General features: G+C 64.6%; 11 protein-coding genes. 7 read left to right on the top strand and 4 right to left on the bottom strand.

From position 1 onward, the window contains the following. Complete coding sequence (locus tag CSQ93_RS20405) at positions 1-249, top strand: hypothetical protein (protein ID WP_099379602.1); 249 nt, start codon at positions 1-3, stop codon at positions 247-249. On the opposite strand, the gene CSQ93_RS20400 is transcribed toward CSQ93_RS20405, so the two are convergent. Then, positions 239-3,118: a bifunctional diguanylate cyclase/phosphodiesterase gene (locus CSQ93_RS20400; protein WP_099379601.1), complete on the bottom strand. Its 2,880-nt coding sequence runs from the start codon at positions 3,116-3,118 to the stop codon at positions 239-241. The genes CSQ93_RS20405 and CSQ93_RS20400 overlap by 11 nt on opposite strands. Positions 3,119-3,272: 154 nt before the next feature. Further along, positions 3,273-4,043: a transferase spermidine synthase gene (locus CSQ93_RS20395; protein ID WP_099379600.1), complete on the bottom strand. Its 771-nt coding sequence runs from the start codon at positions 4,041-4,043 to the stop codon at positions 3,273-3,275. A gap of 165 nt (positions 4,044-4,208) precedes the next feature. Between CSQ93_RS20395 and CSQ93_RS20390 the strand changes: the two genes are divergently transcribed. Both CSQ93_RS20390 and CSQ93_RS20385 read left to right on the top strand, forming a co-directional pair. After that, complete coding sequence (locus CSQ93_RS20390; protein WP_099379688.1) at positions 4,209-4,484, top strand: hypothetical protein; 276 nt, start codon at positions 4,209-4,211, stop codon at positions 4,482-4,484. Positions 4,485-4,521: 37 nt separating this feature from the next. Then, positions 4,522-5,673 (top strand): GGDEF domain-containing protein, encoded by a 1,152-nt coding sequence (locus tag CSQ93_RS20385; RefSeq protein ID WP_099379599.1) that lies wholly within the window; start codon positions 4,522-4,524, stop codon positions 5,671-5,673. 6 nt (positions 5,674-5,679) lie between these two features. On the opposite strand, the gene CSQ93_RS20380 is transcribed toward CSQ93_RS20385, so the two are convergent. Next, positions 5,680-6,021, bottom strand: coding sequence for a hypothetical protein (locus tag CSQ93_RS20380; RefSeq protein WP_099379598.1), 342 nt, complete (start codon positions 6,019-6,021; stop codon positions 5,680-5,682). 283 nt (positions 6,022-6,304) lie between these two features. Between CSQ93_RS20380 and CSQ93_RS20375 the strand changes: the two genes are divergently transcribed. From CSQ93_RS20375 to fdhD, 4 genes are all read left to right on the top strand, one after another. Next, on the top strand, positions 6,305-7,387 hold the full coding sequence (locus CSQ93_RS20375) for a calcium:proton antiporter (protein ID WP_099379597.1): 1,083 nt from the start codon (positions 6,305-6,307) through the stop codon (positions 7,385-7,387). Positions 7,388-7,690: 303 nt separating this feature from the next. After that, positions 7,691-9,148 carry a Ppx/GppA phosphatase family protein gene (locus CSQ93_RS20370; protein ID WP_099379596.1) on the top strand — a complete coding sequence of 486 codons (1,458 nt, stop codon included), beginning with the start codon at positions 7,691-7,693 and terminating at the stop codon, positions 9,146-9,148. Positions 9,149-9,249: 101 nt separating this feature from the next. Then, entirely contained in the window at positions 9,250-9,939 is a 690-nt protein-coding gene (locus tag CSQ93_RS20365; RefSeq protein ID WP_099379595.1) for a hypothetical protein, read from the top strand. Between the two features lie 69 nt (positions 9,940-10,008). After that, entirely contained in the window at positions 10,009-10,836 is an 828-nt protein-coding gene (fdhD, locus tag CSQ93_RS20360; protein WP_099379594.1) for a formate dehydrogenase accessory sulfurtransferase FdhD, read from the top strand. On the opposite strand, the gene CSQ93_RS20355 is transcribed toward fdhD, so the two are convergent. Further along, a complete protein-coding gene (locus CSQ93_RS20355) occupies positions 10,826-13,135 on the bottom strand; it encodes an FdhF/YdeP family oxidoreductase (RefSeq protein WP_099379593.1) in 2,310 nt (769 codons plus the stop codon). The genes fdhD and CSQ93_RS20355 overlap by 11 nt on opposite strands. Between the last annotated feature and the right edge of the window lie 122 nt (positions 13,136-13,257).

The following is a 13,257-nucleotide window of genomic DNA, read 5'->3' as shown; positions in this document are numbered from 1 at the left end:
ATGACGGAGAAGAGCATGGAGTGCCCCACCTGCGGCGAATATGGCGACCTGCTGCATGCGACCATCCCCAAAACGGGGCAACAGGTGATCGTTTGCTCGGAGTGCGATCTGTTGTGGGCGCATCCGCAACAGGATATCGATCCGGCCCGCGCATCGGATGTGGCGTCGTTTTTGGCGCAGGCGGGCATCGAGCCCGATTGGCAGGAGCTGCAATTGGGCGCCAGGGTGCCGCCGCCGGCTACAGCATGACGGGTGTTTCTTCCGCCCGCAGGAGGGCTTCCACCTCGTGCGCGGGCAGCGGCCGGCTGAAGTAATAGCCTTGCGCTTCGTCGCAGCCATGGCGGCGCAGGTAATCGAGCTGCTCCGCCGTTTCCACGCCTTCGGCCACCACGCGCAGCTTCAGATTGTGCGCCAGGGCGATGATGGAGACGACGATGGCCGCATCGTCCGCGTCGCGCGCCACGTCGCCGACGAAGCTGCGGTCGATCTTCAGCACGTCGATGGGAAAGGTGCGCAGGTAGGCAAAGCTGGAATAGCCGGTGCCGAAGTCGTCGATCGACAGCTGCACCCCCAGCGCCTTCATGTCGTGCAGCTGGCTGACGGCCAGCGCCACGTCGTGCATGAACAGGCTTTCCGTCAGTTCCAGTTCCAGGCAGGCGGGCGGCAGGCCCGTTTCCAGCAGCACGTCGGCAATCGACGCGACCAGGTTCGGCTCGTTGAACTGGCGCGCCGACAGGTTCACGGCAAGGCGCAAGGTGTCGAGTCCCGCCGCATGCCAGCGCTTCACCTGCGCGCACGCTTCGCGCATGACCCAGGCGCCGATCGGCACGATCAGGCCCGTGTCTTCCGCCAGCGCGATGAAGCGCTGCGGCGCCACCATGCCCAGATCCGGATGCTGCCAGCGCAGCAGCGCTTCCACGCCGACGATGCGTCCGCTGGCCAGGTCCACCTGCGGCTGGTAATGCAGCACGAACTGCTCGCGTTCCAGCGCGTTGCGCAGCGCCGTCTCGATGCGCAGGCGCTCCAGGGTGGCCTGGTTCATGGCCGTCGTGTAGAACTTGATGTTGTTGCGGCCCTGTTTCTTGGCGCAGTACATGGCGATGTCGGCCTGTTCGATCAGGTTCTGCGTCTCGCCATTCAGGGTCACGTCGCCAGGGGCGTCGTAGCGCGACATGTCATACACGGCCACGCCGATGCTGCAGGTGACGAAAAATTCCTTGCCGTCCAATAGCACGGGCTGGGCCACGGCATCCATCACGCGCTGCACGATGGCGCCGCTGAGCACTTCGTCCGCCTGCTCGCACAGGATGGCGACGAATTCATCGCCGGACAGGCGCGCCACCGTGTCGCTTTCGCGCAGGCTGGCCTGCAGGCGCGTGGCGATGGTTTTCAGCAGCAGGTCGCCGGCCTTGTGCCCGAGGCTGTCGTTGACGAACTTGAAACGGTCGAGGTCGATCAACAGCACCCACAATGCGCGGTTCTTGCGGCGCGACAGGGCCATCGCCTGCGCCAGGCGGTCGCGCAGCAGGGCGCGGTTGGGCAAGCCTGTCAGCACGTCGTGGTGGGCGATGTGCTGGATTTGCTGCTCGGCCAGCTTGCGCTCCGTGATTTCGGAACCCGTGCCCCGGTAGCCGCGAAATTCACCGAGCTCGTTGAACAGCGGTTCGCCATTGATGCTGAACCAGCGCAGCTGGCCATCGCGGTCCTGCATCGCATATTCGAGGTTGGAAAAGGGCAGGTGTGCTTCCAGGTTGGCGATATGCTGCTTGCCCCAGCGCGAATTGCGCATCTCCGCGTTGTTGTCCCAGCGCGTCATGCCGATGAAGCGTTCCAGCGGCATGTTCGACTTGTCCGTGAAACCGCTGGTGATGTGCGTGAAGCAGAAGTGGGCGTCCTGTTCCCAGTACCAGTCCGAGGACAGGGCCAGCAGGCGGCGGAAGCGCTTTTCGCTTTCCTGCAAGGCGCGCTCCGTGCGCTGGCGCGCCCGCACGTCGGCGCTGAGCAGCTCATTGCTGCGCTTGAGGTCGGCCGTGCGCTGCTCCACCAGCAGCTGCACGCGGCGCGAGCGCTGCGTCAGCGACTGCACGAAGGCGGCCGTCAGTGCGCTGAACAGCAAGCCCGTGATCAGTGTAAACAATGAGCCCAGGTGGTCGGCCAGGAAGGGACGCGGATGGGCCACCACGCGCACGTGCCAGGGCCGGCCGGCGGAAGTGAAGGCCCGGTCATAATGGTTATGGTAGGCAAAGTGCAGCCAGCGGGGCAGCGACTCCCAGGCGCCGCTCGGTTCGTCGGCAGGCGCCTGTCCATGGCGGAAGATCAATTGGCGCGGATCGGCGCCGGCGTCGGCGTAGACACTGAGTTCAAGCTGGGAGTCGCCCAGCAGGTCGGCGCCGGCGAGGATTTTCTGCACCAGTTCCCCCGCGCGCACGATGACGGCCGTATCGCCGATCAGCGCCGCGCGCCGCTGCGGTATCGTTTGCAGGGGCACGCCGTGGCGGTAGACGGGACGCACGATGACGAAGCCCCGTTGCGGCCCTTGCGCCAGGGCCAGCAGGCCGGTGGCGGTGGTCTGGCCGCTGATGATCGCCTGTTCCAGCGCGCGCGCCAGCACGCCGCTCGGGCTGACGTTCAGGCCAAAGGCGGGGCGGTTGCCCTGCAGGGGTTCGAGGTAATCGACCACCAGGTAGCTGGTGCGCGTCGTGGCGGGCACGACGACGCCATCGCGCATTTCCGTCATGGTGTAGCCGGGCACGATGCGCCGCAGTTCGGTCTCGAAGGCGGCGCGCTGCGCATGCGGCACGATGCGGTGGAAATTGAAGGCCTGGATGAACGGGTGGCGCTGCAGCAGCGGCGTGGTGAAATCGTGGAATTGTTCGCGCGTGACGGGCACGACGGCGGCAAACAGCTGGTTGGTTGTCGTCAGCACCTCGACCGCATCGTCGAGCCCCTGCTCGATGGCGGCCACCCTGGCGCCGGCGCGTTGCTGCAGGCTCAGGCTCATCTTGTCGTATTCGAGCTGGCTGATGGCGGCAAACAGCACGGCCGTCACGCTGACGCCGCAGGCAAAGGTCAGCGCGGCCGCGGCGGAAATCGACAATGGCAGGCGGCCACGCAGCATGGTTTTTCCTATCTCACTTCATGGACACATGGGTTCGGCGGCGCCTGCCGGCCCCACGCAGGCCGTAGTTTGTCATAAACCACATCCATCATGCTGATTTTGCACCAAAACACTGCTAATAAGCAACAATATCTATGACCGGGGAAGACGACTTTCAGTCGTTGTCGCTGCCTGACCGGCGGCGCACACGCCACAACTGCCATGCCGGCAGCCAGCGGTTCAGGAACGCCAGGCCGCATATCCGGCGCCAGCGCACCAGGCGCACCACGCGCACGGCGCGGCCGTCGGCGCCTTGTTCGGGCTTGGCGGCGAAGACGATGCGGTTATTGCCGGCGATGCCGTCGAAGTGGCAGACGGCGCCACGAAAGGTCAGCATCAGGCGCGCCAGCATGGCGGGATAGTGCTCGTCATAACTGAACAGGTTGGCCACCAGCACGCCGCCGGGCAGCAGGGCGCGCAGGCAGTCCGCATAGAAGCGCGCGCTGCCCAGTGCCGGCGGCAAACCCGTTTCGTCGTAGCCGTCGAGCAGCAGCACGTCGGCGCAGCCCGGATGCTGGCGGATATAGCTGACGGCGTCCGTCTCGATGATGCGCAGGCGCGCATCGTCGGGGGGCAGCATGAATTGCTCGCGCAGGGCGATCACGTCGGCGCGCAGTTCCAGCACCGTGATGCGCGTCCCGGGCAGGTGGCGATGGCAGAATTTCAGCAACGAACCGCCGCCCAGGCCGACCATCAGGATGTGCCGCGGGCGCGGCACGAACAGGGTAAAGCACATCATGGCACGCGCATAGCGCAGCAGCAGATGGTCGGGGCGCGACAGCAGCATTTCGCTCTGGATCATGCCGGGTTGGAATTCCAGGCGGCGCCGGTCGCCACAGGTATGCACCTGCGGGGCAAGTGGGGTGGTGCTTCTGTTTTCCGGCATGGGACGACTTCGCTGAGTGGACTGGGGGAGATGCTTTGTTGCATTCAGAGAAATCTGATAAGCTCCCGTGAGCATACCCGATTAATCCGCGCCGAGCATGCGTATATGTATATGCATACGGCGCGTGGCGGCACGGCTGCGCAGTCGGGCACCATGGAGACAAGCATGTTTTTGGATCACCCCATCATTACGGCGACGAACAGTTTTACGGAGCCCGACCGCATCGAGCGGCTGACGCGCGTGTACGGTTACGCGGCGGCGCTGGCCGACGTAGCCGCTAACTTCGGCTTCATTGAAAAAGTGGCGCAAATCCACGACCACAAGGGCACCCTCATCGTGTTCTGGCACGAGGCGCCCAACGAGGTGGAAAAGCAGTATTTCGTGCAGGCCTGGGCCAGCAAGATCGGCGACGGCAGCACCAATGTCGAACACGAAATCTGACCTGGCCTGCCGCGCTTGCGCGGCGATGGCGTAGCCCATGGATATCAAGACCCTGGTACTGGCCCTGGCACTCGGCAACCTGAGCCTGTGCGCGGCCCTGTTCTTCTTCGAGTATGAGCGCAAGAAGTCGCTCAGCATGTCCACCTGGGCGGTGGCCAAGCAATGCCAGGCCGTGGCCTGGTGCCTGCTGTATTTCCGCGGCGTGCTGCCCGATTTTCTCTCCATCTTGCTGGGCAACAGCCTGCTGTTTGCCGGCATGGCGCTCGATGCGGGCGCCCTGTGGCAGGCGGCCGGACGCAGCGGCTGGCGCCGTTATGTCTTGCCGGCGCTGGGGGTGTCCGTGGCGCTGTTTGCCGCCTGTTATCTGTTCGACGTGGCGCCGCTGCTGCGCAGCGCCGGCGGTTCGCTGATCGTGGCCGGCTTCTTCCTCGCCGGCGTGGCGGCATTGTGCCTGAAATGGCGCGAGGCGAGCATGCTGCGCCGTTTCCTCGTCGTCAGCATGGGCCTGCTGTCCTTGCTGATCGCCGCGCGCGGCGTGCTGGCCGCCGCCATCCCCGATTTTGACGCGGAACTGCTGCAGCTGGCCGGCTTTGGCGCCCTGTACCTGATGATGCTGACGAACGCCTTCGGCTATTTGCTGCTGTCGCGCGAAAAGCTGGGCGGCGAGCTGGCGCGCCTGGAAGTGCTCGACGCGGCCACGGGCGTGCCGAACCGGCGCGGATTTTATCAGGCGCTGGCGCCGTGGATGGCGTTGGCGCGCCGGCCCGGCTTGCCGACGGCGCTGGTGGTGCTCAATATCGACCACTTCAAAAGAGTCAACGACAGCTATGGCCATCCGGTGGGTGATGCGGTGCTGAAAACCATCGTCGACACGTGCCGCCAGCAACTGCGCGACAGCGATCTGATGGGGCGCCTCGGTGGCGCCGAATTCGCCATTCAACTGCCGCGCACGACCCTGGACGATGCGCTGATGGTGGCCGAGCGCATCCGCGCCGCCGTGGAGGTGCTGCCAGTCAAGACGGAGCGCGCCGTGTTGCAACTGACGGCCAGCTTGGGCGTGACCACCATCCGAGCCGAAGACAGCACCGTCAGCCTGTTCAAGCGGGCCGACGAGGCGCTGCAGGCGGCCAAGCATGCTGGCCGCAACAGGGTCGTGGAAGCGCAGGGTGTCAGCACCCTCGATATTTAAATCGGCTTATTTCTTGCGCGAGCCCAACCAGCTGGGCTCCTTGCCGCACTCCTTGGGCAGGAACAAGGCATCGAGGCCGGGATCGCAGCGCCGGTCAGGCGCCTTCATCGGTTCGACAGTGAGCCATTCGCTTTTGGGCAGGATCTTTTCTTCGCGTGCTTCCACGGGTGGCGCGGGCGGCAGGCTGTCTTGCCAGCGCGGCTCCGCGGCAGGCGCGGGCGCGGTGGCCCAGTTCGCGTCCACCTGCGCTGCGCGCACCGGCGGTGCGTCCGCGTGTGCGACGGCGCAAAATACGCTGCCCGCGAAGAAGAAGAACGTGCGCATGGCGGCGCTGTTTTTGGAAATCATGGTCTGTCCTTGGTCGGTGCCGCGAGGGCTGGCTCTGCATTATGACGCCAGCCGGAAGCAAAAACACAAGAAAATTGCAACGGCATGTTACCAAAGGGACTATAGTTACTGGTAGCAAGCAGGTGCACTGCAGCAAGGCGCTGGAACGCGGGGCACCAGTTCCCGAACGTGTGCATTCCCTAACTTTCATTTAAGCTAAGCAAGTTATGCTATCGAGCGCACGCCAGGCTGCCCTGAGCCGTCCGCACCGCAGTTCCCCTTTTTTACTCTTGCCAGGCCCATAATGAAAATGCTCAAATCCCTGCCTGTATGGCCGCTTGCCGCGCCGATTGCCGGCTGGCTGTTCCTGTTCGGTTCCACCTTCAATCTCGGCGGTGCCTACCAGATCCTGCTGGTGGTGGGCCTGATCGGCAGCGTGCTGGCCGCCGTGTACCACGCGGAAGTGGTGGCGCACCGTATCGGTGAACCGTATGGCACGCTGGTGCTGGCGCTGGCCGTGACCCTGATCGAGGTGGCGCTCATCGTCTCGCTGATGCTGGCCGGCGGGCCGGAAACGACGGGCCTGGCGCGCGACACCGTGTTTGCCGCCATCATGATCATCCTGAATGGCATCGTCGGCATCTGCCTGCTGCTGGGCGCCGGGCGCCACAAGGAGCAGACCTTCGGCCTGCTGGGCGTGAGCGCGTCGCTGGCCACCCTGGCGGCCATCGCCGTTCTGACCCTGGTGCTGCCGAACTACACCTCGAGCGCAGCCGGTCCCTTCTACAATTCCAGCCAGCTGATCTTCATCGCCGTCATTTCCCTCGTCCTGTACGGCACCTTCGTGCTGGTGCAGACGGTGCGCCACCGCGATTACTTCCTGCCCAAGGAAGCCGTCGGTGATGAAGAGGTGCATGCGGCGCCGCCCACGCCCACCGTCGCCTGGGTCAGCGCCGGCGCGCTGCTGGTGTGCCTGGGCGCCGTGGTTCTGCTGGCCAAGTCGCTGGCGCCCGCGCTGGAGACGGCGATTGCCGCCATGGGTGCGCCGAAAACCCTGGTCGGCATCGTCATCGCCGCCATCGTGCTGCTGCCCGAGGGCCTGGCCGCCGTGCGCGCCGCGCGCGCAAACCGTTTGCAAACGAGCCTGAACCTGGCGCTCGGCTCCGCGCTGGCCAGCATCGGGCTGACGATACCCGCCGTGGTGGTGGTGTCGCTGGCCACGGGCCTGACGATCACGCTGGGTCTCGATATCAAGTCGACGGTGCTGTTGCTGCTGTCGCTGATGGTGGCCACCCTGTCGCTGGGCACGGGCCGCACCACGGTCATGCAGGGCACGGTGCACCTGGTGATTTTCGCTGTCTATCTGTTCACCACCATCGTGCCGTAGAACACCTGTCAAAACCTACTGCGCGTCGGAATTTATGGTTTGCGATGCTCACTGACTCGGCGTCCCCGTACCTTCGTACAGTTGCGCGTCTCAACCACAACTTCCTTCCGCTCGCTACGGTTTTGTCAGGTGTTCTTGAGCGTTACCGTTGCTCGCCGTTTTGTCACAATCCTGTCACGCCGCTGTCATACGATGGGGGTAGTGTGGTAGGATTTTTAAATCGTTTAAATGATTTATATAGTTTAGCAACTGAGTTTGCCAACTTTTTCAGTTGGCACAGTAATGACAAGACAAGAGGCCAGTATGTATGCAGCGGTGGACCTGGGGTCCAACAGTTTTCGTTTACACGTCGGCAAGCATGATGGCGACACGATCCGCGTGGTCAAGAGCGTGCGCGACCCGATACGCCTGGCCGCAGGCCTGGACGCCAATGGCGACCTGACCGAAGCGGCCATGCAGGGCGCGCTGGCCTGCCTGCAGCGCTTTCGCGCCATCCTCGCCGGCTTTGAACTCGATGCCGTGCGCGTGGTGGCCACGTCGGCCATGCGCGTGGCGCGTAACGGCGCCGTCTTCCTGCCGCTGGCCGAGCAAGCCATCGGCCATCCTATCGAGATCATCTCGGGCGAGGAAGAGGGGCGCTTGATCTACATGGGCGTGGCCAACGCGCTGGCCATTCCCGGCGAACGCCGGCTGGTGATGGATATCGGCGGCGGCTCGACCGAACTGATACTGGGGCGCGGCAACGATATCGAGCGCGTCGAGTCGTTCAGCCTGGGCACGGTCAAGCAAAGCCTGTCGTTCTTCATCGGCGGGCGCATCGATGCGCCATCGTTCGAGGCGGCCATCCTGTCGGCGCGCAGCCATTTCGAGGATGCCGCGCCGCCGTACCGCCCGCAGCACTGGAAGACGGCTTACGGCTCTTCCGGCACCATCCGCACCATCGCCGACATCATCGCCCGCAACAAGCTCGGTGACGGCTTGCTCACGAGCGTCAGCCTCGACGCGCTGGCGCGCCGCTTCATTGAACTCGGTCACACCAGCCGCATCGACATGCCCGGCTTGCGCCCCGACCGCGCCAGCACCATCGTTGGCGGCCTGGCCATTTTGATCGGCCTGTTTCGCGAACTGGCCATTCCCGCCATGACGCCGATCGAGGCGGGCTTGCGCATGGGCGTGATGTGGGATTTGTACCTGCGTTCGACCAAGCGTGACCGCCGCGAACAATCGGTGCAGGGCTGCATGGAGAAATTCCATATCGACCAGCAGCGCGCCGGCCGGGTGGCCGAGCAGGCGCTGGCCATGTACGCGCAGCTCAAGCCCACCTCCGACGCCCTGGTGAAATCCCTGCGCTGGAGCAGCCTGCTGCACGAAGTGGGTCTGGCCGTGTCGCAGACGGGCTACCACAAGCATGCCTCCTACATCGTGGAAAACGCCGACTTGCCCGGTTTTACCACGCGCGAACAGAAGACCATGAGCCGGCTGATCCTGGCGCAGAAGGGCAACTTGCGCAAGATCGGCGAAGTGCTGTCCGATCCCGATTTTGCCAAGGCCGTGCTGGCCTTGCGCCTGTCGATCCTGCTCATGCATGCGCGCATCGAAGCCGATTTCAGCGAACTGCGCCTGCGCATGAAGAACCGCATTGAACTCGACATCAAGCGCGGCTGGGTGGCGCACCATCCCACCGTGTCGTTCTGGATCGAGAAGGAGCAGGAATTCTGGGATGAGGTCGGGGTCGATTTCACCATCCGCGCCAGCGCATAGTGGGTCATTGCGCCATGCCGTGCGCATGGCTTGATGTGCAGCAAGCAATATTTTTAAAAACAGTATATATTGTTTATATTATTTACTAGATTGGAAAATCCATGACCAAAACCGTCCCAGCGAAAAAAGCCGACAGCGCACCCGTATCGATGTTTCCCACCAGCGCTTCGATCAATGCGGCAGCGGCCAAGGCCGCGCCAGCCGCCAAGCCTGCAGCCAAGCCAGCCGTGAAGCCTGCGGCCAAGCCGGTGGCCGCCAAACCGGCCGCAGTCAAGCCTGTCGCCGCCAAGCCTGTGGCGGCGAAACCAGTAGCAGCGAAACCAATAGCAGCGAAAGCTGCCGCAGCCAAGGCGCCCGCCGCCAAGCCGGCGGCCAAGGCCGTCGTCGCCAAAGCCGTTGCCAAGCCAGCGGCCAAGGTTGCCGCGAAGCCCGCCGCCAAGCCTGCAGCGAAAGCCGCCGTCAAACCGGTAGCGAAACCGCCAGCGAAACCGGTGGCCAAAGCGGCTGCCAAGCCTGTGCCGGCGAAAAAAGCGCCGGTCGCCAAGGTCGCCGCCGTCAAGGAAAAAGCCCGCAAGCCGAAACTCGTGCGCGACAGCTTCACCATGCCGGAAGCGGAATACGAAGTCCTGGGCCAGGTGAAAAAAGCCTGCCTGAAGGCCGGTTTCGAAATCAAGAAAAGCGAATTGCTGCGCATCGGCGTGGCGCTGATCAGCCAGATCGACCTGGCCACCCTGCAAAACGTGCTGGCCGGCTTGCCGCAGCTGAAAACGGGCCGTCCGAAGAAGGATTGATGGCGCGGGCAGGGGCCGCACCCCTGCCTGGCCGTTCTGGTTTACCATGGGGCCTGTGATAGTTCCCCCATGGTTGCCATGTCAGAAGATACAGATATCGAACGCGCCGGCTTCGTCGAGCGCGCCATCGTCCGCCACCAGGCGGGCGTCTCTACCCCAGCCATCGACCACGTCGCCGAGGAAATCCCCGTCGCGCTGGTCTTCAATGGCATTTCCCACGTCGTCATGATGGCCACCCCGCGCGACCTGGAGGCATTTGCCTATGGCTTCGCGTTGACGGAGGGCGTGGTCGCTTCCGCAGATGCCATCTTTGACTGCGAAGTGTTCCTGCGCGCAGATTCCGCCGAAGTGGCGTTGAGCATCGCCCAGGAAGACTTCGTGCGCCTGAAGGACCGGCGCCGCCAGCTGACGGGCCGCACGGGCTGCGGCGTGTGCGGCATCGACAGCATCGACATGCTCGACTTGCAGCCCACAGCGCTGCCGCCGTCCCTGATCCACGTCGACCTGCCGGCCGCATTGGCGCGCGCCTCCGCAGGCCTGCGCGAACACCAGGCGTTGATGCGGGAAACGGGCGGCGTGCATGCCGCCGCGTGGTGCACGCCCGATGGCGATATCGTGCACGTGTTCGAGGATGTCGGCCGCCATAACGGTCTCGATAAACTGATTGGCCACCTTGCGCTGCACGATATCGACATGCGGCGCGGCTTCGTCTTCCTGTCCAGCCGCGGTAGCTACGAGCTGGCGCGCAAGGCGGCGCGCATGCAGATTCCGTTGTTGGCGACGATTTCCGCCCCCAGTTCGTTGGCCATTTCCATCGCCACGCAGGCGGGCATGAAGCTGGTGGGCTTTTGCCGCCAGGATGCCTACGTCGATTACACGCCAGGCATCACGCTTTAACTTCACTGCGTTGCAGCAGCACGGGCACGGATTTCGACGTCGGCGTGCCGGCGCCGTCGGCCGTGCTGGCCAGCGGTACCAGCGCGTTCGTCTCGGGGTAGTACGCGCCCAGGCAGCCGCGCGGGATATCGTATGCCACCAGCCGGAAGCCATCGGCGCGGCGCGTCACGCCATCGTCCCAGGCGCCGATCAGGTCCACCAGCTCGCCATCGGCAAAGCCCAGCATGGCGATATCTTCCGCGTTGGCGAAGACCACCTTGCGCGTGCCGTACACGCCGCGGTAGCGGTCATCCATGCCGTAGATGGTGGTGTTGTACTGGTCGTGCGAGCGCGTGCTCATTAACACCATCAGGCGTTCGCCGTGGCGCGCTCTAGCGCGGTGCAGCGGCGTGTCCAGCGGCAGCGGGGCGACCAGGAAGCTGGCCTTGCCGCTGGCCGTCTTCCACACGCGTTCGCGCGAAGCCACCGTCAGATGAAAGCCGCCCGGCTGCGCCACCCTGGCGTTGTAGTCGTAAAAATCGTCGAATACCTTTTCGATATCGTCGCGGATACGCGCATAGTCTGCCGCATACGCGCGCCAGTCCACCAGGCTGCTGCCCACCGTCGCTTCGGCCATGCCGGCCACGATGGCCACTTCCGAGCGCAGCTGCGGCGAAGCGGGCGCATTGCGGCCGTACGAGATATGCACCATGCTCATCGAGTCTTCCACCGTCACGCCCTGCGCCACGCCGTGCTGCAGGTCGATTTCCGTGCGCCCCAGGGTGGGTAGCAGCAGGGCTTCCTTGCCGATGACCAGGTGGCTGCGATTGAGCTTGGTGGCCACCTGCACCGTCAGCGCGCACTGGCGCAGGGCGGCAAAGGTCAGCGGCGTATCGGGCGTGGCGGCGGCGAAATTACCGCCCAGCGCGATGAATACCTTGACGTCGCCGCGCTGCATGGCTTCGATGCTGGCCACCACATCGTGGCCGTGTGCGCGCGGCGGCGCGAAACCATACACCTGGCCCAGGCGGTCGAGGAAGGCCGCCGTCGGCTTTTCCTCGATGCCCACCGTGCGGTCGCCCTGCACGTTGGAGTGGCCGCGCACGGGGCATAAGCCGGCGCCGGGCTTGCCGATTTGCCCGCGCAGCATCATCAGGTTCGACAGCATGCGGATGGCCGCCACGCTGTGCTTGTGCTGCGTCAGGCCCATGCCCCAGGTGGCGATGATGCGCTGGCCCCTGACGACAATGTCCGTCAATGCCTCGATCTGCGCGCGCGCCACGCCCGATTCTGCCACGAGCAGTTGCCAATTCTCTGTGCGCAGGTCGTCGCGGAAGGCGTCGAAGCCGCTGCAGTGTTCCGAGATGAAGGCGTGGTCGATGACGGCGGGTTCGCCGGCCGCTTGCGCCGCATCGTCATGCTCGACGACCCTCTTGGCGACGGCCTTGATCAGGGCGAAGTCGCCGCCCAGGGTGGGCTGCACGAAAAGGCCGGCCAGGCGCGTGCTGCCCAGGGTGGCCATTTCCAGCGCGCTTTGCGGATCCATGAAGCGCTGCAAGCCCCGTTCGCGCAGGGGATTGATGGAGACGATGCTGCCGCCGCGGCGCGCGCAGTCGCGCAGTTCGCCCAGCATGCGCGGGTGGTTGGTGGCGGGATTCTGGCCGAAGATGAGGATGGTGTCGGCCAGTTCGAAATCGGCCAGGGTCACCGTGCCCTTGCCGATGCCGACGGTGGCCGGCAAGCCGCGGCTGGTCGCCTCGTGGCACATGTTGGAGCAGTCGGGGAAGTTATTGGTGCCGTACAGGCGCGCCATCAGCTGGTACAAGAAGGCCGCTTCGTTGCTGGCGCGGCCCGACGTATAGAACGCGGCCTGGTTCGGGTCGGGCAGGGCGCGCAGGTGGCGCCCCACGAGGGCGTAGGCGTCGTCCCAGGCGATCGGCACATAGCGGTCGCTGGCAGGATGGTACACCATCGGTTCGGTCAGGCGGCCGTGCTGCTCGAGCGCGTAGTCCGATTGTTCCAGCAGCTGCGTGACGGTATGGCTGGCAAACAGCTCCGGGCCGGCGCGGCGGCTGGTCGCTTCGGCGGCGACGGCCTTGGCGCCGTTTTCGCAAAAGGCAAACGTGGAAGCGTGGTTGCGGTCGGGCCAGGCGCAGCCGGGACAGTCAAAACCGTCGGGCTGGTTTTGCGCCAGCAGCGCCTTCAGGTTCTCGGGCGCGACGCGCTCCTGGCGCAGGCTGATGGCCACGTGTTTCAAGGCATCCCAGCCGGCGGCAGGCTTGGTATAGGGCGTGATGTGCGGTGCGTCCTGGTCTTTCATTGGCTCTTTCGGCTGGGCGAGTGTGGTAATTATGCACGATCCCCGAATGACATTGACTTGCGTCATGGAAATGACATTCGGCTGTCATTTTCCTGACATATTAGACAAGTACGCTGGAGTCG

The organism is Janthinobacterium sp. BJB426 (assembly GCF_002735705.1).
Classification (GTDB): Bacteria; Pseudomonadota; Gammaproteobacteria; order Burkholderiales; family Burkholderiaceae_D; genus Janthinobacterium.
The sequence above is the reverse complement of the archived record's forward strand: the minus strand, read 5'-3'. Positions and strand labels throughout refer to the sequence as shown.

Excerpts from the sequence above, each read along its gene's own strand:
- CSQ93_RS20400 (WP_099379601.1), bottom strand. The coding sequence starts at position 3,118 with ATGCTGCGTGGCCGCCTGCCATTGTCGATTTCCGCCGCGGCCGCGCTG.
- CSQ93_RS20365 (WP_099379595.1), top strand. The coding sequence starts at position 9,250 with ATGACCAAAACCGTCCCAGCGAAAAAAGCCGACAGCGCACCCGTATCG.
- fdhD (WP_099379594.1), top strand. The coding sequence starts at position 10,009 with ATGGTTGCCATGTCAGAAGATACAGATATCGAACGCGCCGGCTTCGTC.
- CSQ93_RS20395 (WP_099379600.1), bottom strand. The coding sequence starts at position 4,043 with ATGCCGGAAAACAGAAGCACCACCCCACTTGCCCCGCAGGTGCATACC.
- CSQ93_RS20385 (WP_099379599.1), top strand. The coding sequence starts at position 4,522 with ATGGATATCAAGACCCTGGTACTGGCCCTGGCACTCGGCAACCTGAGC.
- CSQ93_RS20390 (WP_099379688.1), top strand. The coding sequence starts at position 4,209 with ATGTTTTTGGATCACCCCATCATTACGGCGACGAACAGTTTTACGGAG.
- CSQ93_RS20375 (WP_099379597.1), top strand. The coding sequence starts at position 6,305 with ATGAAAATGCTCAAATCCCTGCCTGTATGGCCGCTTGCCGCGCCGATT.
- CSQ93_RS20405 (WP_099379602.1), top strand. The coding sequence starts at position 1 with ATGACGGAGAAGAGCATGGAGTGCCCCACCTGCGGCGAATATGGCGAC.
- CSQ93_RS20380 (WP_099379598.1), bottom strand. The coding sequence starts at position 6,021 with ATGATTTCCAAAAACAGCGCCGCCATGCGCACGTTCTTCTTCTTCGCG.
- CSQ93_RS20355 (WP_099379593.1), bottom strand. The coding sequence starts at position 13,135 with ATGAAAGACCAGGACGCACCGCACATCACGCCCTATACCAAGCCTGCC.
- CSQ93_RS20370 (WP_099379596.1), top strand. The coding sequence starts at position 7,691 with ATGTATGCAGCGGTGGACCTGGGGTCCAACAGTTTTCGTTTACACGTC.